General features: G+C 70.1%; 23 protein-coding genes. 16 read left to right on the plus strand and 7 right to left on the minus strand.

Annotated features, from left to right (window positions below):
- Positions 1–1,651, plus strand: a 1,651-nt coding sequence (locus tag VGB75_15850) for a DNA translocase FtsK (protein ID HEY0168517.1), incomplete at its 5' end; no start/stop codon positions are given.
- Between the two features lie 76 nt (positions 1,652–1,727).
- Here VGB75_15850 and VGB75_15855 read toward each other — a convergent pair.
- Both VGB75_15855 and VGB75_15860 read right to left on the minus strand, forming a co-directional pair.
- A complete protein-coding gene (locus tag VGB75_15855) occupies positions 1,728–1,883 on the minus strand; it encodes a hypothetical protein (protein HEY0168518.1) in 156 nt (51 codons plus the stop codon).
- A 32-nt stretch (positions 1,884–1,915) separates the two neighbouring features.
- Positions 1,916–2,524, minus strand: coding sequence for an amino-acid N-acetyltransferase (locus VGB75_15860; GenBank protein ID HEY0168519.1), 609 nt, complete (start codon positions 2,522–2,524; stop codon positions 1,916–1,918).
- 78 nt (positions 2,525–2,602) lie between these two features.
- Here VGB75_15860 and rimO point away from each other — a divergent pair, with 78 nt between their 5' ends.
- The 6 genes from rimO to VGB75_15890 all read left to right on the plus strand — a co-directional run bounded on the left by rimO (position 2,603) and on the right by VGB75_15890 (position 7,535).
- On the plus strand, positions 2,603–4,021 hold the full coding sequence (gene rimO, locus VGB75_15865) for a 30S ribosomal protein S12 methylthiotransferase RimO (protein ID HEY0168520.1): 1,419 nt from the start codon (positions 2,603–2,605) through the stop codon (positions 4,019–4,021).
- Positions 4,018–4,620, plus strand: coding sequence for a CDP-diacylglycerol--glycerol-3-phosphate 3-phosphatidyltransferase (gene pgsA / locus VGB75_15870; GenBank protein HEY0168521.1), 603 nt, complete (start codon positions 4,018–4,020; stop codon positions 4,618–4,620). Before rimO ends, pgsA begins: the two co-directional genes overlap by 4 nt.
- The gene (locus tag VGB75_15875; protein ID HEY0168522.1) at positions 4,617–5,168 is read left to right on the plus strand and encodes a CinA family protein; all 552 of its coding nucleotides are present in this window, start codon (positions 4,617–4,619) and stop codon (positions 5,166–5,168) included. Before pgsA ends, VGB75_15875 begins: the two co-directional genes overlap by 4 nt.
- 140 nt (positions 5,169–5,308) lie before the next feature.
- The gene (locus VGB75_15880; protein HEY0168523.1) at positions 5,309–5,659 is read left to right on the plus strand and encodes a helix-turn-helix transcriptional regulator; all 351 of its coding nucleotides are present in this window, start codon (positions 5,309–5,311) and stop codon (positions 5,657–5,659) included.
- 112 nt (positions 5,660–5,771) lie between these two features.
- A complete protein-coding gene (locus tag VGB75_15885) occupies positions 5,772–6,545 on the plus strand; it encodes a TetR family transcriptional regulator (GenBank protein HEY0168524.1) in 774 nt (257 codons plus the stop codon).
- Between the two features lie 138 nt (positions 6,546–6,683).
- A complete protein-coding gene (locus VGB75_15890; GenBank protein ID HEY0168525.1) occupies positions 6,684–7,535 on the plus strand; it encodes a PspA/IM30 family protein in 852 nt (283 codons plus the stop codon).
- Between the two features lie 48 nt (positions 7,536–7,583).
- Here VGB75_15890 and VGB75_15895 read toward each other — a convergent pair whose 3' ends face one another.
- The 3 genes from VGB75_15895 to VGB75_15905 are packed head-to-tail and all read right to left on the minus strand — an operon-like array spanning position 7,584 to position 13,605.
- Complete coding sequence (locus VGB75_15895) at positions 7,584–8,405, minus strand: DNA-formamidopyrimidine glycosylase family protein (protein HEY0168526.1); 822 nt, start codon at positions 8,403–8,405, stop codon at positions 7,584–7,586.
- Between the two features lie 5 nt (positions 8,406–8,410).
- The gene (locus VGB75_15900) at positions 8,411–12,910 is read right to left on the minus strand and encodes a DEAD/DEAH box helicase (GenBank protein ID HEY0168527.1); all 4,500 of its coding nucleotides are present in this window, start codon (positions 12,908–12,910) and stop codon (positions 8,411–8,413) included.
- A 56-nt stretch (positions 12,911–12,966) separates the two neighbouring features.
- Positions 12,967–13,605, minus strand: a complete 639-nt coding sequence (locus tag VGB75_15905; protein ID HEY0168528.1) for a GNAT family protein — start codon at positions 13,603–13,605, stop codon at positions 12,967–12,969.
- A gap of 55 nt (positions 13,606–13,660) precedes the next feature.
- On the opposite strand from VGB75_15905, the gene VGB75_15910 reads away from it, so the two are divergent.
- The 5 genes from VGB75_15910 (at position 13,661) to miaB (ending at position 19,393) form a co-directional block, all read left to right on the plus strand.
- On the plus strand, positions 13,661–13,852 hold the full coding sequence (locus tag VGB75_15910) for a DUF3046 domain-containing protein (GenBank protein HEY0168529.1): 192 nt from the start codon (positions 13,661–13,663) through the stop codon (positions 13,850–13,852).
- Between the two features lie 180 nt (positions 13,853–14,032).
- Positions 14,033–15,073 carry a recombinase RecA gene (gene recA, locus VGB75_15915; GenBank protein ID HEY0168530.1) on the plus strand — a complete coding sequence of 347 codons (1,041 nt, stop codon included), beginning with the start codon at positions 14,033–14,035 and terminating at the stop codon, positions 15,071–15,073.
- 119 nt (positions 15,074–15,192) lie between these two features.
- Positions 15,193–15,669 (plus strand): regulatory protein RecX, encoded by a 477-nt coding sequence (locus VGB75_15920; GenBank protein HEY0168531.1) that lies wholly within the window; start codon positions 15,193–15,195, stop codon positions 15,667–15,669.
- Between the two features lie 272 nt (positions 15,670–15,941).
- Positions 15,942–17,654, plus strand: coding sequence for a ribonuclease Y (rny, locus tag VGB75_15925; protein ID HEY0168532.1), 1,713 nt, complete (start codon positions 15,942–15,944; stop codon positions 17,652–17,654).
- 170 nt (positions 17,655–17,824) lie between these two features.
- Positions 17,825–19,393 (plus strand): tRNA (N6-isopentenyl adenosine(37)-C2)-methylthiotransferase MiaB, encoded by a 1,569-nt coding sequence (miaB, locus tag VGB75_15930; GenBank protein HEY0168533.1) that lies wholly within the window; start codon positions 17,825–17,827, stop codon positions 19,391–19,393.
- Positions 19,394–19,402: 9 nt separating this feature from the next.
- Here the strand turns inward: miaB and VGB75_15935 are convergent, their stop codons facing one another.
- Complete coding sequence (locus tag VGB75_15935) at positions 19,403–20,587, minus strand: DUF349 domain-containing protein (GenBank protein HEY0168534.1); 1,185 nt, start codon at positions 20,585–20,587, stop codon at positions 19,403–19,405.
- A 58-nt stretch (positions 20,588–20,645) separates the two neighbouring features.
- Here VGB75_15935 and miaA point away from each other — a divergent pair, with 58 nt between their 5' ends.
- From miaA to tatA, 4 genes are all read left to right on the plus strand, one after another.
- On the plus strand, positions 20,646–21,590 hold the full coding sequence (gene miaA / locus VGB75_15940; GenBank protein HEY0168535.1) for a tRNA (adenosine(37)-N6)-dimethylallyltransferase MiaA: 945 nt from the start codon (positions 20,646–20,648) through the stop codon (positions 21,588–21,590).
- Entirely contained in the window at positions 21,587–22,447 is an 861-nt protein-coding gene (gene dapF / locus VGB75_15945; protein HEY0168536.1) for a diaminopimelate epimerase, read from the plus strand. Before miaA ends, dapF begins: the two co-directional genes overlap by 4 nt.
- Before the next feature lie 57 nt (positions 22,448–22,504).
- On the plus strand, positions 22,505–24,088 hold the full coding sequence (hflX, locus tag VGB75_15950) for a GTPase HflX (GenBank protein ID HEY0168537.1): 1,584 nt from the start codon (positions 22,505–22,507) through the stop codon (positions 24,086–24,088).
- Positions 24,089–24,160: 72 nt separating this feature from the next.
- The gene (gene tatA, locus VGB75_15955; protein ID HEY0168538.1) at positions 24,161–24,520 is read left to right on the plus strand and encodes a Sec-independent protein translocase subunit TatA; all 360 of its coding nucleotides are present in this window, start codon (positions 24,161–24,163) and stop codon (positions 24,518–24,520) included.
- A gap of 40 nt (positions 24,521–24,560) precedes the next feature.
- Here the strand turns inward: tatA and lexA are convergent, their stop codons facing one another.
- Positions 24,561–25,313 (minus strand): transcriptional repressor LexA, encoded by a 753-nt coding sequence (gene lexA / locus VGB75_15960; protein HEY0168539.1) that lies wholly within the window; start codon positions 25,311–25,313, stop codon positions 24,561–24,563.
- Between the last annotated feature and the right edge of the window lie 60 nt (positions 25,314–25,373).

The following is a 25,373-nucleotide window of genomic DNA, read 5'->3' on the forward strand; positions in this document are numbered from 1 at the left end:
GGCGTTGGGCAAGCGTCGACCCGGCGTTCCCGAGCAGGGGCAGCCGCCCACCGACGAGAGGACCGACGACCGGGTCGAGCCACCGCCGCACACGCCGCTGCCGGCGCGCGTCGAGCAGCTCGCGCTGTCGGGTGACGTCACCTACACGCTGCCGGCCAACGAGGTGCTCAAGCCCGGGTCGGTGCACAAGGCGCGCTCCAAGGCCTCCGACGAGGTGGTCAGCCGGTTGACCGAGGTCCTCGAGCAGTTCGACATCGACGCTCAGGTGACGGGCTACACGCGCGGGCCGACCGTGACCCGCTACGAGGTCGAGCTGGGCCCGGCGGTCAAGGTGGAGAAGGTGACGGCTCTGAGCCGCAACATCTCCTACGCCGTGGCCAGCAACGAGGTGCGGATCCTGTCGCCGATCCCCGGCAAGTCCGCGATCGGCATCGAGATCCCCAACACCGACAAGGAGATCGTCAGCCTCGGCGACGTGCTCCGCTCCGCGACGGCGCGCTCGGACCACCACCCGATGGTGGCCGGGCTCGGCAAGGACGTCGAGGGCGGCTTCGTGGTGGCCAACCTGGCCAAGATGCCGCACCTGCTGGTGGCCGGCGCGACCGGCGCCGGCAAGTCCTCCTGCATCAACTCACTCATCCTGTCGGTGCTGACCAGGGCCACCCCTGACGAGGTCCGGATGGTGCTGATCGATCCCAAGCGGGTCGAGTTCGCCGCCTACCAGGGCATTCCGCATCTGGTGACGCCGGTGATCACCAATCCGAAGAAGGCCGCCGACGCCCTCGCCTGGGTGGTTCGTGAGATGGACATGCGCTATGAGGACATGGAGGCCTCCGGCGTCCGGCACATCGACGACTTCAACCGCAAGGTGCGCCACGGCGAGCTGACCGCCCCGCCGGGCAGCGAGCGGGTCTACACGCCCTATCCGTACCTGCTGGTGATCGTCGACGAGTTGGCCGACCTGATGATGGTGGCCCCGCGCGACGTCGAGGACGCGGTCGTGCGGATCACCCAGCTGGCCCGGGCGGCCGGCATCCACCTGGTGATCGCCACCCAGCGACCCTCGGTCGACGTGGTGACCGGCCTGATCAAGGCCAACGTGCCGTCCCGGCTGGGCTTCAAGACCTCGTCTGTGACCGACTCCCGGGTGATCCTGGACCAGCCGGGCGCTGAGAAGCTGCTCGGCAAGGGAGACGGGCTGTTCCTGCCGATGGGGGCCTCCAAGCCGGCCCGGATCCAGGGCGCCTATGTCACCGACTCCGAGATCAACGCGATCGTGGCGCACTGCAAGGCTCAGCTGCAGCCCAGCTACCGCGAGGACGTCACCGTGGTGGCCGCGTCCAAGAAGGACATCGACGCCGACATCGGAGACGACCTCGACGTGTTCCTGCAGGCAGTGGAGTTGGTCGTCTCGACCCAGTTCGGCTCGACGTCGATGCTGCAGCGCAAGCTGAGGGTCGGTTTCGCCAAGGCGGGACGGTTGATGGACCTGATGGAGTCCCGCTCGATCGTGGGCCCGTCCGAGGGGTCCAAGGCGCGCGATGTGCTGGTCAAGCCCGACGAGCTGGCCGGGCTGATGTTCACCCTGCGCAACGGTGGCAGCGCCGAGGACCTGGTGGCCGACGACGGGGACGAGCCGGCGTCGTTCTGAGCCTCCCGCGCCTTGGGGGCGGGCACGGCAAACGGCCCTGACCGCGGCGGTCAGGGCCGGCAGCGAAGCGGGGCCGCTAGCCGCGGGCTGCGTGCCGGGCGAGGTAGAACAGCCGGCGCAGCGTCAGCCTGGCGCGCGCGTGCGAGGCGTGGCGGCCGGAGCCGACGACGGCGTCCCGGGTCGGCGCCGTCCAGCTGGCAGCACCCGAGCGGGTCAACTGAAATCCGGTCATTGACAACACCTCCGTGCCGGACGGTATAGGTGTTACTTCTTGGGACTTGAGAGGCGCGCGGAGCCTTCGGCCTCGACATGACGGTGCGCTCGGTCCGGGGCCGTCGAGCGGCCCTCGAGCGTGAGCAGCATCCGGGAGTTGCCCAGGGTGTTCGGCTTGACGTACTCCAGATCGAGGAATTCGGCCACGCCGGCGTCATAGGAGCGGCGCAGCTGCGAGTACACCTCCGGATCCACCGGAGCGCCTTCGATCGGGATGAAGCCGTGCCGTGCGAAGAACCGGGTCTGAAAGGTCAGCGCGAACAGCCGGCGCAGGCCCAGCTCCCGCGCTCCGGCGATCAGCTCGCCCAGCAGCAGGTCCCCGATCCGGCGACCGCGCCGCTCCGGGGCCACCGCCAGCGTCCGGATCTCGCCGAGGTCCTCCCACAGCACATGCACCGCGCCGCAGCCGATCACCGTGCCGGCCGACTCGGCCACCCGGAACTCCTGCACCGACTCGTACAGGGTCACGGTGTCCTTGGCCAGCAACAGCCGCTGGCCGGTGTAGGTGTCGATGAGGTCCTTGATCATCGGGATGTCTCTGGTGCGGGCCCGCCGGATCACGACTTGCTCAGCCGGACTCGCTGGGCTGATCTCGGGCATGGCTGCACGATACCCAGCCGGCGCCCGAACGGACCTGAGCGAACAGCGGGCGCCCTGGTCACGGGTAGCCTGCTGGATGTGTCCGAACCGCTCACCGGAGTGCAAGCCAGCAGCAGCGTCGCCATCGTCACGTTGGGCTGTGCCCGTAACGAGGTGGATTCGGAGGAGCTGGCAGGAACCTTGACCGCCCGGGGTTGGCAGCTGGCCGACGCCGACACCGCCGACGTGGTCGTGGTCAACACCTGCACGTTCATCGACTCCGCCAAGAAGGACTCGATCGACACCCTGCTGGCGGCGGCCGACAGCGGCAAGAAAGTGGTCGCGGTCGGATGCATGGCCGAGCGTTACGGCGATCAGCTGGCCGGCGCCCTGCCCGAGGCCGACGCCATTCTGGGCTTTGACTCCTACTCCAGCATCGACGCCCGCCTCGATGACGTGCTGGCCGGCCGGCCGATCGCCCCGCACACCCCGAGCGACCGGCGGACCCTGCTGCCGATCAGCCCGGCGCAGCGCCAGGTGGCGGTCTCCGACGTGGCCGTTCCGGGCCACCACTGGGGACCCACGGTGGCACGGGCCCGGCTCGATGACGCCCCGGTGGCCTACCTCAAGCTGGCCTCGGGCTGCGATCGCCGGTGCACCTTCTGCGCCATCCCGTCCTTCCGCGGCGCGTTCGTCTCCCGCGGCCCGGCCGAGATCCTGGCCGAGGCCCGCTGGCTGGCCGACCAGGGCGTCCGGGAGCTGGTGCTGGTCAGTGAGAACTCCACCTCCTACGGCAAGGACCTGGGCGACCTGCGGACCCTGGAGGCGCTGCTGCCCCAGCTGGCCGCGATCGAGGGCATCGAGTGGGTCCGGGTCTCCTACCTGCAGCCGGCCGAGCTGCGCCCCTCACTGCTCCAGGTGATCGCCAGCACCCCAGGCGTGCTGCCGTACTTCGACCTGTCCTTCCAGCACGCGGCCCCCCAGGTGCTGCGCCGGATGAAGCGGTTCGGCTCGACCGAGTCCTTCGTGGGACTGCTCGAGCAGGCTCGCGCGCTGGCGCCGCACGCTGGCGCACGCAGCAATGTGATCGTCGGCTTCCCCGGCGAGACCGAGGACGACGTGGCCGAGCTGGAGCGGTTCCTGACCCTCGCGCGGCTCGACGCGGTCGGGGTCTTCGGTTACTCCGACGAGGACGGCACCGAGGCCGAGCAGCTCGACGGCAAGCACGACCCGGCCGTGATCGCCAGCCGGGTGGAGCGGGTCTCGACCCTGGCCAACGAGCTGATCGACCAGCGTGCCGAGGACCGGCTGGGCGAGAACCTCGAGGTGCTGATCGAGTCGGTTGAGGACGGCGCGCTGATCGGCCGGGCCGGCCACCAGGCGCCTGAGAGCGACGGTAGTGTGCGGCTGTCCGGCGAGCTGGCCGGCTTGCGTCCGGGACTGCTCGTGCGAGCCGTGGTGGTCGGCACTGACGGCGCGGACCTGATCGCCGACGTGGTCCCCGGCACAGCGCGATGACTGGGTTCGAGCCGCGGCCCGACCCGATCGCCGATCCGGTCACCACCGTGTCGGCGTGGAACCTCGCCAACGCCCTGACCATGCTGCGACTGGCGCTGGTGCCGTTCTTCGCCGCGGCGCTGTTTCATGGCAGCGGCCACTCGACGGGGTGGCGGGTGACTGCCTGGGCGATCTTCGCGGTGGCCAGCATCACCGACCGGATCGACGGCGAGGTCGCGCGCAAGCGTGGCCTGATCACCGAATTCGGCAAGCTGGCCGACCCGATCGCGGACAAGGCGCTGATCGGCACCGCGCTGGTCGGGCTGTCGATGCTGGGCGACCTGCACTGGTGGGTGACGGTGGTGATCCTGGTGCGCGAGGTCGGCGTGACGCTGCTGAGGTTCTGGGTCATCCGGCACGGCGTGATGCCCGCCAGCCGTGGCGGCAAGGTCAAGACCTTGCTGCAGGGGGTGGCGATCGGGTTGCTGGTGTTGCCGCTGTCCGGCGCGCTGCACCTGGCCGCCAGCCTGGTGATGGCAGCCGCGGTGGTGCTGACCGTCATCACCGGCCTGGACTACGTGGCTCGAGCGCTGCGATGGCGGCGGGTGGTGCGGGTATGACCACGTCCGCGCTGCCCGCGGTGAGCCCGGAACTCGCCGAGCAGCTGCAGCAGCTGCACCGGATGCTGGGCGAGCTAGAGCAGACGGTGGCGGTGGCCGAGTCGGTGACCGGCGGCCTGCTGGCGGCGGCGCTGACCAGCACCGCCGGCGCCAGCGCCACCTTTCGCGGCGGGTTGGTGGTCTATGCCACCGACCTCAAGACACGGCTGGCCGGCGTGGCGGAGGACCTGCTCGCCGAGCACGGGCCGGTAGCCCCCCAGGTCGCCCTGGAGCTGGCGCGCGGCGTGCGCAGCCGGCTGTCGGCAAGCTGGGGCGTCGGAGTCACCGGGGTGGCCGGGCCGCAGCCCCAGGACGGCAAGCCGGTGGGGACGGTCTTTCTCAGCGTCGTCGGGCCTGGCCCGGCCGCTGGCATCGAATCGGTGTCGGAGCTGAATCTCAGCGGGGACCGGAACATGATCCGGGTGCGCGTCGTTGAACAAGCAGTCGCACTTCTCGCCGGCGCGGTTTCCCACCTAGCCGGACCAACTGAGACGAGCGCCTGGAAATAGTTCGCTGTCAGCAAATTAGTTCGCGGGCTCGGCGCCGTCCTTGGTGACCGGACTAGCATTGGATTTCAGAAGATCGCCACTCGGCCGATGGTGCTTTCAGGGCCGATGACGTGATCGGTGGACGAAGGGGGTATCGCGAGATGGCAGTTCTCCGCCATGTGGTCGGCGAGACCCTGCGTGCGGTCCGCCTGCGCCAGCGCCGCACCCTTCGCGAGGTGTCAGCAGCGGCGCGGGTCAGCCTGGGCTACCTGTCCGAGATCGAGCGGGGCCACAAAGAGCCGTCCTCGGAGCTGCTGGCCGCGATCTGTGAGGCACTCGACATTCCGCTGTCCGAGGTGTTCCTGCTGGTCTCGGACACGCTGCGTCGCCAAGAGACGATGGCCGAGCGGGCGATGGTGCTCGGCGCCCGGCGTGGCTCTCCGGTGCTGACCCCGGCGCCGCGCGGCGCCGAGGGTCCGCAGGTCCGGTCGCTGCCCCACGTCGCGGCCTAGCCGCCTCCAGCCCCGCTGCGCAGGGCTTAACCCTCATCCCGCGGTCGAGACAATGGGCGTGTCGGGTGTGCGGCTAGGTGATGCGCGCCGGTCTGCCGCCTAACTTCGGGGTATGAGCACGCACAGTTCTTCCCGCCGTCCTGACCCGTTGTCCGACTTCGTGCTTCGACCCACCACCGCGGGCCCCGTGCCCGGAGCGCAGCCGCGGGCCGCCTCGGCCGCCCTCGGTGGCCAGGCCGCCCTTGGCGGCCCCGCTGCTCCGTCCAGCGCCGCCGTCAACCGGCCCAGCGGCCCGGCTGCTCCGTCCAGCGCCGGCAGGCCGCAGGCCGCTCGAGCCGGTTCGGCCCCGGTCACCTCTGCCGCGGCGGCGAGTTCCCGGACGGCGGGTCCGATGGCCCGCAGCCGCGCCGCGATCCTCGACGGCGCCAGAGCTGCTGTCGAGGCGAATGGAACGAAGATCACGATGGCGCAGGTGGCCGCGCGCGGCGGAGTGGCCAAGGCGACCTTGTACAACCACTTCCGCGCCCGTGAGGACGTGCTGGCGGCCCTGTTGCTCGACGAGATCGACCGGCTGGTGGCCGCGGTGTCGCACCTGGAGCTGTCACAGGCGCTGATCACCGCCGCGGTGGCGGTGTCTGAGCACCCGTTGCTCGAAGCGCTCGGTGGTCAGGACACCACCGCCCTTGCCGTGCTCGCCCGGGTGGACGTGCGCAGCCCGGGTTGGGCCCGGGTCGCCCAGGCCGTCGAGCGGCTGCTGCGGCGGTCCGGGCGAGCCGGCACGCCGACGGTGCTGCGCTGGCTGTCCTCATTCATCATCGCGCCGGCAGAGGAGGTCGACATCGCAGCTGATGTGGCCGTCCTGCTCTCCGGCCTGCCGACGGCCTGACACCGGCTGCAGCCGGACGCTGGGGACCGGCCCGCCGGCCAGCCAGCCCGCCAGCCCGGTTTGGACCATGCCGCCGGCCATGATGCAGACTGGACGAGGACGGATGTCTCCAACGGTTACCGGAAGGTCGTAGCAGCGATGGCGAACGGCTTAGTCAAGGCCTGGCGTTACATCTCAGCCTGGTTCGGCGCCAAGGTGGACGAGAATGCTGACCCGGAGATCCAGATCCGGCAGGCGATCGAAGATGCCCAGCGACAGCACGTGGGACTGAACAATCAGGCTGCGCGTGTCATCGGCACCCAGCATCAGCTGGAGCTGCAGCTTGACCGCCAACTCGGCGAGATTGAGAGTCTGCAGGCCCAGGCCCGGCAGGCTCTGGTGCTGGCCGATCAGGCGCGGGCCGCCGGTGATGAGGCCAAGGCCGCCCAATTCGAAGAGACCGCCGGGATGCTGGCCAATCAGCTGGTGACCGCCGAGTCTTCGGCTGCCAATCTCAAGCAACTGCACGACCAGTCGATAGTCGCCGCTCAGCAGGCCCGCCAGGCGGTGCAGGACAACGCCATGACGCTGCAGGAGAAGATGGCTCAACGCAGCAAGCTGCTCGGCCAGCTGGAGCAGGCCAAGATGCAGGAGCAGGTCTCGGCGGCGCTGAACCAGATGGGCGAGCTGGCCGCGCCCAAGAACACCCCGTCGCTGGACGAGGTGCGTGACAAGATCGAGCGGCGCTACGCCAACGCGCTGGGGCAGGCCGACCTGGCCCAGAACTCGGTCCAGGGCCGGATGCTGGAAGTCCGCCGGGCGACCACGAACCTGGCGGGACAGTCACGGCTGGCTGAGATCCGCGCCTCGCTCGGCTCAGGCACCGGTGGTGACGGTGGCGCCGGTGGCGCCGCGGCCCTGACCGACAGCGCGCCGCCGGCGCTGGAGAAGGGCCAGCCGCCGTTGACCGCGGACCAGACCGTGACCGAGCGGGCCGAGACCGAGCGCTAGGGCTTGATCGAGCGCTAGGCCCGAATCGAGCGCTAGGCCCGGACCGAGCTAGCCCTGGGCCGGCTCCTTGCCGGCTAGCCCGGGGCCACCCGCCTGGCAGGACGGGCAGTAGAAGGTGATGCGCTCCGTCGCCGGGTCCTCGCCCTGCTCGCATTGCAGCACCCGGGCGCCGCACCGGCGGCAGCCCTTGCCCGCCCGCCCGTACACCCAGTACTGCTGCCCCGGCTGACGCCAGCCGGTGGTAGTCCTGCTGTACTGGCCGAGGTTGCCGCGTAACAGCCTTGCCGCGTCGTCCAGGACCGCGCCGAGATCGGGCACCTCGGCCACCGGCAGGAACGGGCTGAGTCTGTTGAGAAAGAGGATTTCGCTCTTGTAGACGTTGCCGATTCCCGCTGCCAGTCGCTGGTCGAGCAGCGCCTCCCCGATGGGCCTGTCCGGTTGACCGGCGTACCTGCGCAGCGCCTCGGGGCGGTCGAAGTCCGGCGTCACCAGATCCGGGCCGAGGTGACCGACTACCTCGTGCTCGTCCGCGGTCGCCACCAGCTTCAGGTCGTGCACGCGCACTCCCGCCGCAAGCCAGTCGGCGTTGCCGACCAGCGCTCGGATCTCGAAGTCGCGCCCCCGCGGCCGGGATTTCGCCGGGCCGACCAGCCAGCTGCCGTCCATCCGGAGATGGCTGTGCAGGGTCTGCCCGGTGGAGAACCTCATCAGGATGTGCTTGCCGCGCGGCGTCACCTCGGTGACGGTGGCGCCGGTCAGGTCCGCTAGCGCCAGGGCGGACGTGCGCAGGTCGAACCGGGTCACCGGCCGTCCCGCCAGGGCCGTGTGCAGGCGCTGGCAGGCGATGTAGATGGTGTCGCCCTCGGGCATTCAGCTCACGCCCGCAGTCGCAGGCCGCGCGGGGAGGGCCTGAAGCCGGCCTGCTCCAGCGCGTTGCCCAGCGCCGAGGACACGACTGGGTCGCCGTCGGCTGACTCGACATGCAGCTTGCCCAGCGCGCCGGCTCGGGCGCTGAGGGCCAGTGCCGTGGCCGCCGCGCGCAGCCGGTCCTCATCACCGGTGAACGACAGCAGCGTCTTGCCGCCACGCTCGACGTAGAGGGCGCATTCACCGTCGACCAGCACCACCAAGGCCCCCGCCTTGCGGGCCGGTTGGTGCCCGCGCTTGCCGGCTTCCAGCTCGGGCAGGTGCATCCGGTCAGGCCAATTCAGAGCCGCCCCGTAAGGGTTGGCGGGGTCGGTGGCAGCCAGCACCAGCGCTTCTCCCGGACTGGAAGTGCTCCGGTCCCGTTCGCTCGTCAGGCTGCGCAGCCGGTCGATCGCGCCGGTCAGCCCGAACTGGGCGGCGCCCAGGCCCTCGACGAAGTAGCCACGCCGGTAGCGGCCGGCGTCCTCACCTTGCCGAAGCACCGGGTAGACCGCTGAAAAGCCTCCGATCACCCCCTCGGCGGCGACCTCGCCGCGGGTCAGGATGCCGTAGCGGTCCAGCAGCACCTCGGTGCGCAGCAACGCCCGGTGGGCATCGTCGGGGCCGCGCTCGGGCAGCCGGGACCAGCGGCCGGGAAGGGACGCGGTGTGCCGCGCGACCCCGGCCGAGGCCGCGCCCGTCAGGTTGAACCTGCCGTACCGGGCTCGGGGAGCCGCCGGCCGCCGGCTATGCGCGGTGCGCCCACCGCCGAGCCGTCCGCGCACCGGGGCCAGCGTGTCGTTGGTGATGAGGCCGGCGAACGCCAGGTCCCAGATCGCCCGGGTGATGTCAGCTTCAGACACCTCGGCCAACTCGGCCACATCAGCCGCCTCGGCGCGCACCCGGTCGGCGATGGCGCGCAGGAACAGCGCCTGCTCACCGTCCAGCGCGGCCAGGATGGCCCTGTGCGCCGGGCTCAGCTCGAGATCGGACACCGGCGCCAGCAACTCGGCCGCCGCCCCGGCCGGCACCAGGGTCAGCCAACCGTCATTGCCTGCCAGCGCGCCGGCGCCGCACCACAGCACCTCGCCCGAACTGGTCAGCTCATCCAGCAGCGCCGGTGAGTAATCCGAGACCCGGGCCGGTAGCACCAGGCTCTCCAACGCGCTGGCCGGCACCGCGACGCCAGCCAGTTGCTCGATCACCCGGGCCAGGCCGTCGACGCCCCGGGCGCGGCGAGCGCCGCCGACGCCTTGCCACTCCGGCAGGAACCGGGCCAGCACGGCTTGGGGCGCGGGCTCGACCTCGCGGCGCAGAGCAGCCAGGGACCGTCGTCGGATAGTGCGCAGCATGGTGGCGCCGCAATATTCGCGCCCGGCCCGGCCAGGCGTGAACTCACCAGCGACCACCTGCCCGGTGGCCACCAACCGCTCAAGACCGGCCTGGACCACAGCGGCGCCCAAGCCCAACCGGGCTGCGGGCTCGGCGATGACGAATGGGCCGTGGGTTCGGGCGTACCTGGACAGCAGGTCGCCCAGCGGATCTGCGACCAGTTCGGTGAAGGCCTCCGGAATCCCGACCGGCAGCGCGGCCCCGAGAGCGTCGCGGACCCGGCCGGCGTCCTCGATGGTCAGCCAGCGCAGTTCGCCGGCGATCCGCACGGTGATCACCCGGCGCGCTGAGCGCAGCTGCTCCAGGTCTTGGGCGGTGGCGCCCCGGGCGACGGCCTCGGCGGTGCTGAGGTCACCGACCTCGCGCAACAGGTCATGGGTCTGGTCCGGCCCGCGGACCTGGCGGGTCTCGCTGAGCCTCTGAGCGTCGGCGACGGACTCGGCGATGGCGTTCTCATCGAGTAGGTCTCGCAGGTCGGGCGAGCCCATCAGCTCGGCCAGCAGCGAGGTGTCCAGGGTGAGCGCCTGAGCGCGGCGCTCGGCCAACGGCGCGTCGGTGTCGTAGAGGAACATGCCCACGTAGCTGAACAGCAGGGACTGCGAGAACGGCGACGGGCTGGTGGTCTCGACCTCGACCAGCCGGACCTGGCGGGACTGAAGTTGTCGCATGAGCTCGCTCAGGCCGGGCAGGTCATAGACGTCCTGCAGGCACTCACGCATGGCTTCGAGCACCACCGGGAACTGGCCGTAGTCACGGGCGACCTGCATCAGGGCGTTGGCGCGCTGCCGCTGCTGCCACAGCGGCGCGCGTCGGCGCGGATCTCGCTTGGGAAGCAGCAACGACCGGGCCGCGCACTCCCGGAACCGGGAGGCGAACAGCGCGGAGTTGGTCACCTCGCCGGTCACCAGGCTGGCGATCTCAGCGGGGTCGAAGACGGTGATGTCCGCGCCCGGGGCTTCTGCCGTGGTGTCGGGCAGCCGCAACACGATGCCGTCGTCGGAGTGCATCGACTGCACGTCCAAGCCATGCCGCTCACGCAGCGCGGCTGAGATGGCCAGCGCCCACGGCGCGTTCACCGGCGCGCCGAACGGCGAATGGATAACCAGCCGCCAGTCACCGAGCTCGTCGCGGAACCGCTCCACCACGATCGTGCGGTCGGTCGGCAGGTGTCCGGTGGCGATCCGCTGTTCGGTGAGGTAGCCGACCAGATTGGTCGCTGCCCATTCATCCAGCCCGGCGGCGCGGGCCCGGCCGATCGCCTCGGCCTCGGTGGCGCCGCCGAGCTCGCGCACGAACGCCCCCAGCGCCCGGCCCAGCTCCACCGGCCGCCCGGGCGAGTCGCCCTTCCAGAACGGCATCTTGCCGGCTTGGCCAGGCGCCGGGCTGACCAGCACCCGGTCGTGGGTGATGTCCTCGATCCGCCAGGAGGAGGAGCCGAGCAGGAACACCTCGCCGACCCGGGATTCGTAGACCATCTCCTCATCCAGCTCGCCGACCCGGCGGCCGGGGCCGTCAGCGGCGGCCAGGAACACCCCGAACAGGCCGCGGTCTGGGATGGTGCCGCCTGAGGTCACCGCCAGCCGCTGGGCGCCTGCCCTCCCGGTCAGCTCTCCGCTGATCCGGTCCCAGACCAGCCGGGGCCGCAACTCGGCGAAGGCGTCAGAGGGATAGCGGCCGGCCAGCATGTCCAGCACCGCCTCGAGGGCGGAGCGGGGGAGGGTGGCGAAGGACGCGCTGCGCCGGATCAGGCGCTCCACCTCGTCCACCGTCACGGTGTCCAGCGCGACCATGGCCACGATCTGCTGGGCGAGCACGTCCAGCGGATTTCGCGGGTAGCGCATGGACTCGATCTGGCCGTCGCGGATTCGCTCGGCCACCACGGCGCACTCGAGCAGGTCGCCGCGGTACTTGGGGAAGATCACGCCGCGCGACTCCGCGCCGACCTGGTGCCCGGCGCGGCCCAACCGCTGCAGGCCGGCGGCGACCGACGGCGGTGACTCGACCTGCACCACCAGGTCCACCGCGCCCATGTCGATGCCCAGTTCGAGCGAGGAGGTGGCGACCACCGCCGGTATCCGGCCGGCTTTGAGGTCCTCTTCGACGATCTGGCGTTGCTCGCGAGACACCGAGCCGTGATGGGCCCGGATGTCGGCCACCCGGTCGGGATCGCGTTCGTGAGCCAGGTCGTTCAGCCGTGCCGTCAGCCGCTCGGCCAACCGGCGGGAATTGGCGAAGACGATGGTGGAGGTGTGGCTGTCGATCAGGTCCAGCACCCGCTCCTCGACATGCGGCCAGATCGAGGCCCGGCGCTGGGGGTCCTGCCCGGTGTCGGGCTGGCCGTCACCGAGCGCGGTCAGGTCCTCGACCGGCACCACCACCGCCAGGTCCAGCCGCTTGACTGTGTGCGGCTGGACCACGGTCACGGCCCGTCCACCGGCCAGGAAGGTGGCGACCTCCTCGATCGGCCGGACGGTGGCTGACAGGCCGATCCGTTGCGCGGGCTGGTCCAGCAGCGCGTCCAGCCGCTCCAGGCTCACCGCCAGGTGCGCGCCGCGTTTGGTCGCCGCGACCGCGTGCACCTCGTCGATGATGACGGTCTCGACGCCGGCCAGGGCCTGCCGGGCCGCGGAGGTGAGCAGCAGGAACAGCGACTCCGGCGTGGTGATCAGGATGTCGGCGCCGTGGCGGGCAAAGGCGCGCCGGTCCTCGACCGAGGTGTCGCCGGAGCGCATCGCGACCTGGATTCTGGGCTCGGGCAACTCCAGCCGGCGAGCGGCTTGGGAGATGCCGACCAGCGGCGAGCGCAGGTTGCGTTCCACATCGGCCGCCAGCGCCTTCAACGGGCTGACGTAGAGCACCCGGCAGCGCCGGTTCGGATCGTCGGGAACCGGCAGCGCGGCCAGCCGGTCGATCGCGGACAGGAACGCGGCCAGCGTCTTACCGGAGCCGGTCGGGGCGACCACCAGCGTGTGCTCGCCTTTGGCGATGGCTTGCCAGGCCCCGGTCTGGGCGTCGGTGGGGCTGTCGAAGGCACCCTCGAACCAGGCGGTGGTCGCCGGCGCGAACATGGTGTCCATGCCTCCAGTGTGCGCGTGGGGTATGACAGGGACGCCCGAGGAGCCCGGTCGCCGGGTCAGCGGCGCAGGCTGGCCCGCAGACGGTCGCGGGCCTCGGGCCAGTCCTCGTCGGTCATGGCGTATTGAGCGGTGTCGCGCCAGGTGCCGTCGGCTCTGATCCGGTGCTTGCGCAGCACCCCCTCCGGCCGGGCGCCCAGCCGTTGGATCGCCGCCCTCGACCGCTCGTTGAGCACGTCGGTGTGCCACACCACTCGGGCGGCGCCGAGCACCTCGAAGGCCTGGCTGAGCAGGAGCAGCTTCGACTCGGTGTTGTGGCCGGTGCGCCACCACCGCCTGCCCAGCCAGGTGTGACCGATGGCCAGCGCCCGCAGCTCGGGTCGCACCTCGTAGTAGCTGGTGGCGCCCAGCACCTCGCCGGTGCCGGCGTCGAGCTGGGCGAACGGAAACTGCTCCCCGCGGGCTCGGGCTGCCAGCGCGGCCAGGATCTCAGCGCGGGCGAGCTCGGCGGTCACGGGGATCGTCGCCCTGCCCAGCCAGCGGTAGACCTCCTCTGCGCCGCCGTCGGAGCGCACCGCCGCCGCGTACCCCTCGGCGTGCTCGAGCTGCAGCGGCGCCAGCGTGACCTTGGAGCCGAGCAGCACCTCCTGGGCGTACCAACGGTGCGGCTCGGGTGCGGGGGTGGCGGGAACCGGCATGGGGAGATCTTGCCCGAGAGCCGCGGCCGGCCGCGCGGGCATTACTCTTCCAGGCGTGCGACTGAGTGAGTTCTGGCAGCGGATGGAAGCCGGGTTCGGATCGGCCTATGCGCACTCGCTGGCCGCGGACTACCGGGTGACCGCCCTCGGCGCGACCGTCAACGACGCGATCGCGCGCGGGGACTCGCCGAAATCGGTGTGGCGCGCGCTCTGCCAGGAATTCGACGTTCCGCAGCGACTGCGCTGAGCCGCCGGGGCCGGTCAGCGGCGCATTGACACCGGCGTGTCGCCCTCAATCGAACACTTGTTCGCTAATCTGGTGGACGAGCGCGTGGTCCTCCACAGATGCGCTTGGCCGATGAAAGTGTCGGTGGTCAGATCTAACGTTGCTCTCGACGGAACAGCCAAATGAGAGAGGTACCCAAAGATGGCCGCAGCATTCGACCGCGACAAGGCACTTGAGGTCGCACTGGGTCAGATCGACAAGCAGTTCGGCAAGGGCTCGGTCATGCGGTTGGGCGAGCGGCCCTACGTGCCGATCGAGGTGATTCCGACCGGCTCGATCGCGCTGGACATCGCGCTCGGAATCGGCGGCCTGCCCCGCGGCCGGATTGTGGAGATCTACGGCCCAGAGAGCTCGGGCAAGACGACCGTGGCCCTGCACGCCGTCGCCAACGCCCAGGCTGCCGGTGGGGTGGCGGCGTTCATCGACGCCGAGCACGCGCTGGACCCTGAGTACGCCCGCGCTCTAGGCGTTGACACCGACGCGCTGCTGGTCAGCCAGCCCGACACCGGTGAGCAGGCGCTCGAAATCATGGACATGCTGATTCGCTCGGGAGCTTTGGACATCATCGTCGTGGACTCGGTCGCCGCCCTGGTGCCCCGCGCCGAGATCGAAGGCGAGATGGGTGACAGCCACGTGGGTCTGCAGGCCAGGCTGATGAGCCAGGCATTGCGCAAGATCACCGGCGCGCTGAGCAACTCCGGCACCACGGCGATCTTCATCAACCAGCTGCGCGAGAAGATCGGCGTCATGTTCGGCTCGCCCGAGACCACCACCGGTGGCAAGGCGCTGAAGTTCTACTCGTCGGTGCGCCTGGACGTGCGCCGCATCGAGACCCTCAAGGACGGTGGCGAAGCGGTAGGCAACCGGACCCGGGTCAAGGTGGTCAAGAACAAGGTCGCTCCGCCGTTCAAGCAGGCGGAGTTCGACATCGTCTACGGCCAGGGAATCAGCCGTGAGGGTTCGCTGATCGACGTCGGTGTCGATCAGGGAATCGTTCGCAAGTCCGGCGCCTGGTACACCTACGAAGGCGATCAGCTCGGCCAGGGCAAGGAGAACTCCCGCAACTTCTTGCGCGATAACCCCGACCTCGCAGAAGAGATCGAGAAGAAGATCAAGGAAAAGCTCGGAGTGGGCGCCCAGGTGACTGAAGAGGCGCCGTTGCCGGCCCCGGTGGACTTCTAACGCCAGTGGCTCGCTCGCGTCCGGCGGGCGGTGGCTCATTTCCGCCGCCCGCCGAGCCCACAGATCTCGATGACCGCCTCGCTGATCCGGACGCTGACCCTGAAAGCGTCGCTCGGACGATGTGCCTGCGTCTGCTGACGGTGCGTGCCCGAACCCGCGCTGAGCTGTACGAGGCGCTCACGGCTCGGGGCGTTCCCGAGCCGGCGTCGACGAAAGTCCTCGACCGGCTGGCCGAGGTCGGATTGGTCGACGATCGCGCATTCGCCGACGCCTATGTCCTGTCCCGGCGACGTGATCGTGGCCTGGCGGTGCGAGAGATCGGCCGCCAATTGCGAGACAAGGGCGTCGACGAACCGGTGATCGCAGCCGCGGTGAGCGGCATAGGCGCCGACGCTGAGGCAGAGGTCGCCCGGCATCTCGTGCTGACCAAGCTGCGCTCGATGACCCGGCTGACGTCTGAGGTCAAAACGCGTCGTTTAGTAGGAATGCTGGCTCGCAAGGGTTATCCGCCGTCCATGGCCTTTCAGATAGTCCGCGAAGCCGTCGGGGCGTCAGCTGATGACTCCGGTTCTGACCAGACCGCATGGCTGGCTTGACCCTGTGCCTCATCATTCATAACCTCACAAGATCAGGAGACTGGATGCGTTGCGTCCCACGCGTAACGCACTGACATACATCACGTCATGTTTGCCCGTTGACCACCGCCACGTCGAGGACCGAAGGAGCTTGCAAACGCCGCCGCTGCCTCTGCGGAAAGGCGCCTCCATTCTGTGTTCGTTCAGGCGTTCGTCGCACGGCTCCGCCTCCTGGCAGTGCTGTCGCGACGGGTCTTGACTGACGCGTCGCCTCCGCGAGAGGAGGACGTTCAGTGAGCCACTTGAGTGAGTTTGCGGCTATCGCCGCCATATTCGCGTTGATCCTCATCCTCGGTCTTCGATTCCTGTCGCTCTACGCCGGCCGCTCCGCGGCCGGCACGGCCACAGCCCCACAGGCGGCGGTGATCAGCCCGGACCGGATGGCCGAGGCCGAGGCCGAGGCGGAGGCGGTGCGGCAGCGCGCGGTGAAAGAAGCCGACGCGGCCCGGCGCGCGGCCGACGCCGAGATCGAATCGCTGCGCAGGGCGGCTCAAACCGAGGTGGCCACGGCCCGAGCCAGCGGTGACGCCGCCAAGGCGCGTGCCGAGGCGGCTGCCGCCGACCTCATCGCCGACGCCAAGCGCGCTGCGGAGCGAGAGACACAGGCCCGGCTGGCAACGTTGACGGCTCGTGAGGAGGATCTGGCCGCGCGTGCTGAGGAGCTGGAACGGCGCGAGTCCGATCTGGATTCGGCCGTGTGTGAGATCGAGGCCCGCCGGGCTGAGCTCGACGTCGAGGGCGCCACGCTGGAGGAGCTGCGCTCCGAGCTGGCCGCGGCGACGCTCCGGCACGAACTCGAGCACACAGCGGCTCTGGAGCGGGTAGCCGGCCTCACCGCCGAAGAGGCCAAGGTGGAGTTGCTCAGCTCTGTCGAGGCCGCCGCCCGCCGCGACGCGGCAAGCCTGGTCCGCTCGATCGAGACCGAGGCGCGCGCCGAAGCGACCGACCGGGCCCGGGCGATCGTGGTCGACGCGGTGCAACGCGTCGCCAGCGAGCAGACCACCGAGACCGTGGTCAGCGTGCTGCACCTGCCCAGCGACGAGATGAAGGGCCGCATCATCGGGCGAGAGGGCCGCAACATCCGAGCCTTCGAGTCGGTCACCGGCGTCAACGTGATCATCGACGACACCCCTGAGGCCGTCCTGTTGTCGTGTTTCGACCCGGTTCGCCGAGAGATTGCCCGGATCACCCTGGAGAAGCTGGTGCTCGATGGCCGGATCCATCCGCACCGCATCGAGGAGATCTATGAGACGGCCAAGGTCGAGGTGGACGAGTTGTGTCTGCGAGCGGCCCGCGACTCGCTGGCCGAAATCGGCATCACCGACCTCGATGAGCGGCTGATTCCCACCCTGGGGCGGCTGAAGTACCGGACCAGCTACGGCCAGAACGTCCTGGGGCACCTGACCGAGACGGCTCACATCGCCGGCATCATGGCCAGCGAGCTCGGGCTCGAGCCGAGCTTGATCAAGCGCTCGGCCTTCCTGCACGACATCGGCAAGGCCCTCACCCATGAGGTCGAAGGAAGCCACGCCATCATCGGCGCGGACCTGCTGCGCAAGTACGGCGAGAGCGAAGCGGTCGCCCATGCCGTGGAGGCCCACCACAACGAGGTGCAACCCAGGACTGTCGAAGCCGTGCTGACCCAGGCGGCCGACGCGTGCTCGGCGGCTCGCCCGGGCGCTCGGCGGGAGTCGCTGGAGGCCTACGTCAAGCGGCTTGAGCGGATCGAGGAGATCGCCACCGCCCGGCCAGGGGTCGAGCGGGTCTTCGCCATGCAATCGGGCCGCGAGGTCCGGGTGATGGTGCTGCCCGAGCAGGTCGATGACCTGGCCGCCGGCGTGATCGCCCGCGAGGTAGCCAAGCAGATTGAGGACGAGCTGACCTACCCCGGCCAGATCCGGGTGACGGTGGTTCGCGAGTCGCGAGCCACCGAGGTAGCCCACTGAGCCGGCCAGCGGCCTGCTGAGGAGTCGTCAGGTCGTGCTCGACGCAGCCCTGCTCGCCTGTGACCCGCTGGGTCCAGGGGCGTGGGGGAGGGGCCGGCCATGAGCAAGGCGGGAGGCGTCTAAGAGCCTGGTCAGCGGTGGGTGGTGCGGCCTCGTATTCTTGAGCCGATATGAATGCCGCCCCCGGTCCCGAGTCCAGCGCCGCTCACACCGGCGACCCTGCCCGCACCCCGGCCACCGGTGACCTGGCGGGTGACCCGACCAGGGGCGACCTGGCTGCTCACCCGGCCACGGGCGACCCAGCCGGCGCGGGCCTGACCTATGCCATCCGCACCTACGGCTGCCAGATGAACGTCCACGACTCCGAACGCTTGGCCGGGCTCCTGGAGCAGGCTGGCTACCTCCGGGCAGCCGACCAGAGCGGCCGGGAGGCTGACCTGGTGGTGTTCAACACCTGCGCGGTGCGCGAGAACGCCGACAACCGGCTCTACGGAAACCTCAGCCAGTTGGCGCCGGTGAAGTCTGCCCGACCGGGCATGCAGATCGCCGTCGGAGGCTGCCTGGCGCAGAAGGACCAGGCGACCGTGCTGCAGAAGGCGCCCTGGGTGGACGTGGTCTTCGGCACCCACAACCTGGCCAGCCTGCCGGTGCTGCTCGAGCGCGCTCGGCACAACGGCCAAGCCCAGGTCGAGATCCTCGAGGCCCTGGCAAACTTCCCCTCGGACCTGCCCAGCCGGCGTGACTCGGCCTTCTCGGCCTGGGTGTCGATCGCGGTGGGCTGCGACAACAGCTGCACGTTCTGCATCGTGCCCAGCCTGCGCGGCAAGGAGACCGACCGGCGCCCCGGCGACGTGCTGGCCGAGATCGAGGCGCTGGTGGCCGAGGGCGTCACCGAGATCACCCTGTTGGGGCAGAACGTCAACTCCTACGGCCGGTCGTTCGGTGACCCCCTCGCTTTCGGCAAGCTGCTGCGCGCCTGCGGGCGTGTCCAAGGCTTGGACCGGGTCCGGTTCACCAGCCCGCACCCTCGTGATTTCACCGATGACGTGATCGCCGCGATGGCTGAGACCCCGAATGTCTGCCCGCAGCTGCACATGCCCATGCAGTCAGGCTCGGACGCGGTGCTCAAGTCGATGCGGCGGTCATACCGGCAGGCCCGCTATCTCGACATCATCGACCGGGTGCGAGCGGTGATGCCGCAGGCGGCCATCACCACCGACATCATCGTCGGTTTTCCCGGCGAGACCGAGCAGGACTTCGACCAGACCCTCGAAGCCGTCCGGCGGGCCAGGTTCGCCAGCGCGTTCACCTTCCAGTACTCCCCACGGCCGGGCACGCCGGCCGCGACGATGGAGCACCAGATCCCCAAAGCCGTGGTGCAGGAGCGCTACGAACGGTTGATCGAGCTTCAGGACGAGATCAGCTGGCAGGAGAACAAGCGACTGCTGGGCACCGAGGTGCAGGTGCTGGTGAGCTCGGCTCAGGGCAAGAAGGACGCGGCGAATCTGCGGATGTCGGGCAGGGCGCGCGACGGCCGGCTGGTGCATGTGGGCGCCGGCGAGCTTCCGGTGGCGCCCGGCGACCTGGTCCACGCCACGGTCAGTCATGCCGCCCCGCACCACCTGGTCGCCGACGGCGGCATCTCCGCGCACCACAAGTGGCGTGGGCCCTCCGGTCAAGCCGCGCCGGCCGCCAGGCCAGCCGCGCCGCTGCTCAGCATCGGCCGCCGTCCGAGCTAGCCCGGACGGCTACTCCGGCAGCAGGGCCTTGCGCCTGCTGACCTCGGCTTCAGCCTTGGCGATCCGCTGCGGGTCTCCGGAAGCCTGGGCCTTGGCGAGCTTGGCCTCTGCCTCGCGGAGGCGTTCTTTCAACTGGGCCAGGAAGGGGTTCGACTCGGTCGCTCCCCGCTTCCACTCGGCGTCAAGCGCGTCGCGAACCCGCTGCTCGGCGGCGCGCATCCGGGCCTCCAGCCGCTGCACGGCATCGCGTGGCACGTGGCCAAGCGCTTCGAGCTTCTCCTGCAGGTCGCGCAGCGCCACCTGAGCCTGCCGCGGATTGCTCAGATCCAGCGCGGCGGCTTCAGCGATGATCGACTCCTTCTCCTTCAGGTTCTGGCTCTGCTCGGCGTCACGCTCGGCGAAGACCCCCGAACGCCGCTCGAAGAAGACGTCCTGGGCAGCCCTGAACCGCTTCCACAGCGCGTCCTCGGTGCTGCGGTTGGTTCGCGGAGCGAGCTTCCACTCGTTCATCAGTTCCTTCAACGCCGCTGAGGTCTCGCGCCAGTCCTCGGAGCCGGACAGCTCCTCAGCCTTGGCGACCAGCTTCTCCTTGATCGACTTGGCGGCGTCGCGCTCGGTGTCGAGGTTGGCGAAGTGGCTGCCTCGGCGCTTGCCGAAGGCGTCGCGGGCGGCGGCGAACCGCTTCCACAGCGCGTCGTCGGTCTTGCGGTCGATGCCCTTGATCAACTTCCATTCCTCGACGATGGCACGCAGCCGGTCGCCGGCTGCCTTCCACTGGGTGGAGCTTTCCGCGATCGTCTCGGCCTCGACCACCAGGGCTTCCTTCTTGGCGATGGCCTCGGCGCGGGCAGCGTCGCGCGCTTCGGCCTGCTCGCCCATCTTGGCGTCGGCCGCGGTGATCAACGCGACGAGCCGGGTGTCGAGCGCGGCGAGATCACCGACCGCCGCGACCGTCGGCAGCGAGGCGTGCAAGGTCATGGCTTGGGACTTGGTGGCCTTGGGATCGCCGGCGCCGGATTCCAGCCGCTTTGCCAGCAGGCCGATCTCGGTCTGCAGGTCTTCATACCTGCGGGTGTAGTAAGCCAGGCCGGCCTCGGCGTCCCCGGCTTGCCAGGAGCCGACCTCCCGTTCACCGTCGGCGGTCTTGACGAACACCGTGCCAGCCTCGTCGATACGTCCCCATTCCGAACTCATATCGAGCATTAGACACGACTGCAGACGCCTACGGTGCAGCCGGTTAGCCTCTTGCAACGTGACTGACACCGACGCGGGGCCCCCGGGACGTCCGGTGGTGGCGATCGTGGGCCCGACGGGGACCGGCAAATCCGATCTGGCGGTGGCGGTGGCGCGGCGAATCGGCGGCGAGATCATCAACGCCGACTCTATGCAGCTCTATCGCGGTATGGACATCGGCACCGCCAAGCTGCCTCTGGCCGAGCGCGGCGGCGTCGTTCACCACCTGCTCGACATCTGGCCCGTGAGCAGGTCCGCCGCAGTCGCTGAGTACCAGCGGCTGGCCCGGGCGGCGATCGCCGACATCACGAGCCGGGGCCGGACGCCGGTGCTGGTCGGCGGCTCGGGGCTCTACATCCGGGCCAGCCTGGACCGCCTGGAGTTTCCTGGCGAGTCGCCCGAGATCAGGGCTCGGCTGGCGGCCGAGCTGGCCGAGGTCGGCTCGGCGGTGCTGCACGCTCGGCTGGCGCGGCTGGACCCGGCCGCCGGGGCGGCGATCCTGCCGTCCAACGCCCGCCGGGTCGTGCGGGCGCTGGAGGTCATGGAACTCACCGGCGGCCTGTTCACCGCCCGGATGCCCGCCTTCGAGTCGGTCTATGAGACGGTGCAGATCGCGCTGGAGCACCCTGAGCTGGAGGAGCGGGTCCGGCTGCGGGTGGATCGCATGATGGCCGGCGGCCTGCTCGACGAGGTGCGCCGGCTGCTGCCATTCGGCCTGCGCGAGAGCCCCACTGCCGGCAAGGCGCTGGGCTACCAGCAGCTGCTCGCGGTGCTCGATGAGCAGGGCGAGCTGCGGGGCGACCTCGGCGAGGCCGTCGAGCTGACCGTCCGGGGGACCTGGCGCTTCGTGCGCAGGCAGCGGTCCTGGTTTCGCAGGGACCCGAGGCTGCACTGGCTGGACGCAGCGGCGCCGGGCCTTCTGGACAAGACGCTGGCGTTGTTGCCCGCTAGGCTTGGAACGTGAACCGCAGACTGCCGGTGATGAAGGGCCATGGCACCGAGAACGACTTCGTGCTGCTACCCGACCTTGACGCGGTGATCTCGATGTCGCCGTCGATGGTGCGGGCGTTGTGCGACCGGCGCGGCGGAATCGGGGCAGACGGCGTGCTGCGGGTGACCCGGACGGCGCTGGCCACCGAGCCGGATGTCCTGGCTCAGGCTGAGGTCGCCGAGTACTTCATGGACTACCACAACGCCGACGGCTCGATCGCGGAGATGTGCGGCAACGGGCTGCGGGTGTTCGGCCGTTACCTGCAGCAAGTCGGGTTAACCGACTCAGCCGGGGGCGCCGTCACGGTGGCGACCCGGGGCGGGCCCAAGGAGCTGAGCTTCGACGGCGAGCACATCACCGCCGAGATGGGCCCGGCGACTGCCCGGCCGGAGCGGCCGCGGGTCACCGCCGACGGGCTGGACGGCGTGTTCGAGTCGGTGGCTCTGGATCTGCCCAACCCGCATGTGGTGGTGCAGCTGTCCTCGGTGGAGGAACTGGCGGCGTTGCGGCTGACCGCGCCGCCGCAGGTTCATCCGGCGTTGCCGGAGGGCCAGAACGTGGAATTCGTGGTGCGCCTCGGGCCGGATCGGCTGCGGATGCGGGTGTTCGAGCGGGGCTCGGGTGAGACCCGCTCATGTGGCACCGGAATCTGCGCCGCGGTGGCTGCGGTCGCCGGGGAGCAGGCCGGCCAGGGGGAGTGGATCGTCGAGGTGCCGGGCGGCGAGTGCCGGGTGTGGTGGAACGCCGACGGCAACCTGATGCTGTCGGGCCCGGCCGTCCTGGTCGCCAGCCTGGAGCTGTCGCCGGAGTGGCTTGCCGCACACCGGTGAGGGCTCTGGGCGAAATTAAATCGCATTCCGGGCGGTGAGGCTGTCACCATGGAGGTAATGACTGCTTACCGACGTGATGACTCCCAGACCGTGCCGACCGCCGCCGAGCCCGGCCATGCCGCGGCCGACGAGTTCGACACCGGGCCGGCCACTCCCTCCAGCCACTACGCCGTTGACGGCGCCGAGCTGTCCGACGACGCCGCTGAGGGCCCTGACGGCCTTGGCGGCGCTGAGCCCGACAACGGGCTGGACTACACCCTCGGCGAGTACGACCTGTCCGAGCGCGCCGCTCTGCGCCGGATCGCCGGGCTGTCCACCGAGCTCACCGACATCACCGAGGTCGAGTACCGCCAGCTGCGCCTGGAGCGGGTCGTGCTGGTCGGGGTCTGGACCACCGGCACCCTGACCGAGGCCGAGAACTCGATGCACGAGCTGGCCCGGCTGGCCGAGACCGCCGGCTCGGAGGTGCTCGACGGCCTGGTGCAGCGCCGCGACCGCCCCGACCCGGCGACCTACATCGGCTCGGGCAAGGCCAAGGAGTTGCGCGACATCGTCGCCGCCACCGGCGCCGACACCGTCATCTGCGACGGTGAGCTGACGCCTGGCCAGCTGCGGCAGCTCGAGCAGGTCGTCAAGGTCAAGGTGGTGGACCGGACCGCGCTGATTCTCGACATCTTCGCCCAGCACGCCCGCTCACGCGAGGGCAAGGCGCAGGTAGAGCTGGCGCAGTTGCAGTACCTGGTGCCGCGATTGCGCGGCTGGGGCGAGTCGCTGTCCCGGCAGGTCGGCGGCCGGGCAGCCAACGGCGTCGGAATCGGCGGCCGCGGGCCTGGTGAGACCAAGCTGGAGATCGACCGTCGCAGGATCACCGCCCGAATGGCGAAACTGCGCAAGGAGATCTCTGGCATGAAGACCGCCCGCGACGTCAAGCGCTCGCGGCGCGATGACAAAGAGGTGCCCTCGGTGGTGCTGGCCGGCTACACCAACGCGGGCAAGTCCTCTCTGTTGAACCGGCTCACCGGCGCCGGCGTGCTGGTGGAGAACGCGCTGTTCGCCACCCTGGACCCCACCGTCCGGCGTGCCGAGACCACCGACGGGCGTGTCTACACGCTGTCTGACACGGTGGGCTTCGTCCGGCACCTGCCGCATCAGCTCGTCGAGGCCTTCCGGTCGACGCTGGAGGAGGTCGCTTCGGCAGATCTCATCCTGCACGTGGTGGACGCCTCCGACGAGGACCCCGAAGCGCAGATCCGCGCCGTGCGCGAGGTGCTGTCAGACCTGGACGCCCTCGACGTGCCTGAGCAGATCCTGTTCAACAAGGCCGACGCCGCCGACGCCGAGACCCAGCTACGGCTACGCAGCCTGGTGCCTGACGCGCTGTTCGTCTCGGCGGTGACCGGCGCCGGGATGGCCGAGCTGGCAGCTCTCATCGAGTCGAAGCTGCCCCGGCCGGAGCGCGAGGTCCTGGTGCTGCTGCCCTACACCCGAGGCGACCTGGTCGCCCGGATCCACGCCGACGGCGAGATGCTCTCAGAGGAGCACACCAGCGAGGGAACCCTGATCAGCGCGCGGGTTCGGGCGGATCTGGCCGCGGCGCTGGAGCAGTTCGCCACGGCGGCCGCGCCAGCCGGTGACCGCTGAGCCGGATTTCACGCGATCACCGCGTAGGCTTGCCTGCAGAAGGTGTGTCGAAGCTTCACAGGGAGAGTAATTATGACTGGCTGGACATCGCCGTCGCACTGGGTGATCATCGCGCTGCTCGTGCTGGTGCTCTTCGGATACAAGAAGTTGCCCGAGATGTCGCGCTCGGTCGGCCGGTCGCTGCGGATCTTCAAGACCGAGATCAAGGGCATGGACGCCGACGACGCGGCCCGCAACTCCGCTGAGGCGCCCGCCGGAACCCCGCCTGTCGCCAGCGCGCCTGCGGTCAGCGCACCCGGCGCGAACCAGCCGGCTGCTGCCAGCGAGCCTGTCATCGCCCAGCCCGTGGCCCCGCCTCTGCCGGGCACCCCGGCCCCGGTGGCGCTGCCGCCCGCTGCCGAGGAGTCACCTCAGCAGCGGACGCAGGCCTGATTTCCTGGGTCTGACCCCGGAGGCAGTCCTCCGGGGTCGCTCAGACCTTGCGCAGCACCGCCACGACCCGGCCCAGGATGGTCGCCTCATCGGCCGGGATGGGTGAGTAGGCCTCGTTGTGCGGCAGCAGCCAGGCATGGCCGTCACGGCGCTGCAACGTCTTGACAGTGGCCTCGCCCTCGATCATGGCTGCCACGATCTCGCCGTTGTCGGCGTTGGGCTGTTGGCGCACCACGACCCAGTCACCGTCGGCGATGGCGGCGTCCACCATCGAGTCGCCCTGCACCCGCAGCAGATAGAGGGTGCCTTCGCCCACCAGGGTCCGCGGCAACGGGAAGACGTCCTCGACGACCTGCTCGGCCAGGATCGGGCCGCCGGCGGCGATCCGGCCGATCAACGGCACCATCACCGCTTCGGGGGCATTGGCGTTCAGCGCGTCGTCGCCCACCGGGTGCATCCCGGGCGAGCCGGTGACTGGCTCTTCCTGCTCCTCCGGAGATCGGACGTCCAGCGCCCGGGGCTTGTTCGGGTCTCGCCGGATGAAGCCCTTCTGCTCGAGGACGGCGAGCTGGTGGCTGACGCTTGAGGTCGACTGCAGGCCCACCGCGTCACCGATCTCGCGCATGCTCGGCGGAAAGCCGCGTTGCTGAACGGTGTTGCGGATGACGCTCAGGATGGTTCGCTGCCGGGCGGTCAGCCCGTCTCCGCGGTCGTGGTCGGGGAATTCGGCGATAGTGCTGTTCCTGGGTCGTCCCGGACCTCGTCTTGCTGGCGGCTTGGGCGGCTTGGGCACCGGAGTCTCCCTGTCTCTATCTGGCCTGGCGGCCGGTATGGCGCCGCCGAGGGCTACTCC

Source organism: Jatrophihabitans sp. (assembly GCA_036399055.1).
Classification (GTDB): Bacteria; Actinomycetota; Actinomycetes; order Mycobacteriales; family Jatrophihabitantaceae; genus Jatrophihabitans_A.

Coding starts and splice junctions, on each gene's coding strand:
- VGB75_15855 (HEY0168518.1), bottom strand. CDS start 1,883: ATGACCGGATTTCAGTTGACCCGCTCGGGTGCTGCCAGCTGGACGGCG.
- VGB75_15860 (HEY0168519.1), bottom strand. CDS start 2,524: ATGCCCGAGATCAGCCCAGCGAGTCCGGCTGAGCAAGTCGTGATCCGG.
- pgsA (HEY0168521.1), top strand. CDS start 4,018: ATGACTGGGTTCGAGCCGCGGCCCGACCCGATCGCCGATCCGGTCACC.
- VGB75_15875 (HEY0168522.1), top strand. CDS start 4,617: ATGACCACGTCCGCGCTGCCCGCGGTGAGCCCGGAACTCGCCGAGCAG.
- VGB75_15880 (HEY0168523.1), top strand. CDS start 5,309: ATGGCAGTTCTCCGCCATGTGGTCGGCGAGACCCTGCGTGCGGTCCGC.
- VGB75_15885 (HEY0168524.1), top strand. CDS start 5,772: ATGAGCACGCACAGTTCTTCCCGCCGTCCTGACCCGTTGTCCGACTTC.
- VGB75_15890 (HEY0168525.1), top strand. CDS start 6,684: ATGGCGAACGGCTTAGTCAAGGCCTGGCGTTACATCTCAGCCTGGTTC.
- VGB75_15895 (HEY0168526.1), bottom strand. CDS start 8,405: ATGCCCGAGGGCGACACCATCTACATCGCCTGCCAGCGCCTGCACACG.
- VGB75_15900 (HEY0168527.1), bottom strand. CDS start 12,910: ATGGACACCATGTTCGCGCCGGCGACCACCGCCTGGTTCGAGGGTGCC.
- VGB75_15905 (HEY0168528.1), bottom strand. CDS start 13,605: ATGCCGGTTCCCGCCACCCCCGCACCCGAGCCGCACCGTTGGTACGCC.
- recA (HEY0168530.1), top strand. CDS start 14,033: ATGGCCGCAGCATTCGACCGCGACAAGGCACTTGAGGTCGCACTGGGT.
- VGB75_15920 (HEY0168531.1), top strand. CDS start 15,193: ATGTGCCTGCGTCTGCTGACGGTGCGTGCCCGAACCCGCGCTGAGCTG.
- miaB (HEY0168533.1), top strand. CDS start 17,825: ATGAATGCCGCCCCCGGTCCCGAGTCCAGCGCCGCTCACACCGGCGAC.
- VGB75_15935 (HEY0168534.1), bottom strand. CDS start 20,587: ATGAGTTCGGAATGGGGACGTATCGACGAGGCTGGCACGGTGTTCGTC.
- hflX (HEY0168537.1), top strand. CDS start 22,505: ATGACTGCTTACCGACGTGATGACTCCCAGACCGTGCCGACCGCCGCC.
- tatA (HEY0168538.1), top strand. CDS start 24,161: ATGACTGGCTGGACATCGCCGTCGCACTGGGTGATCATCGCGCTGCTC.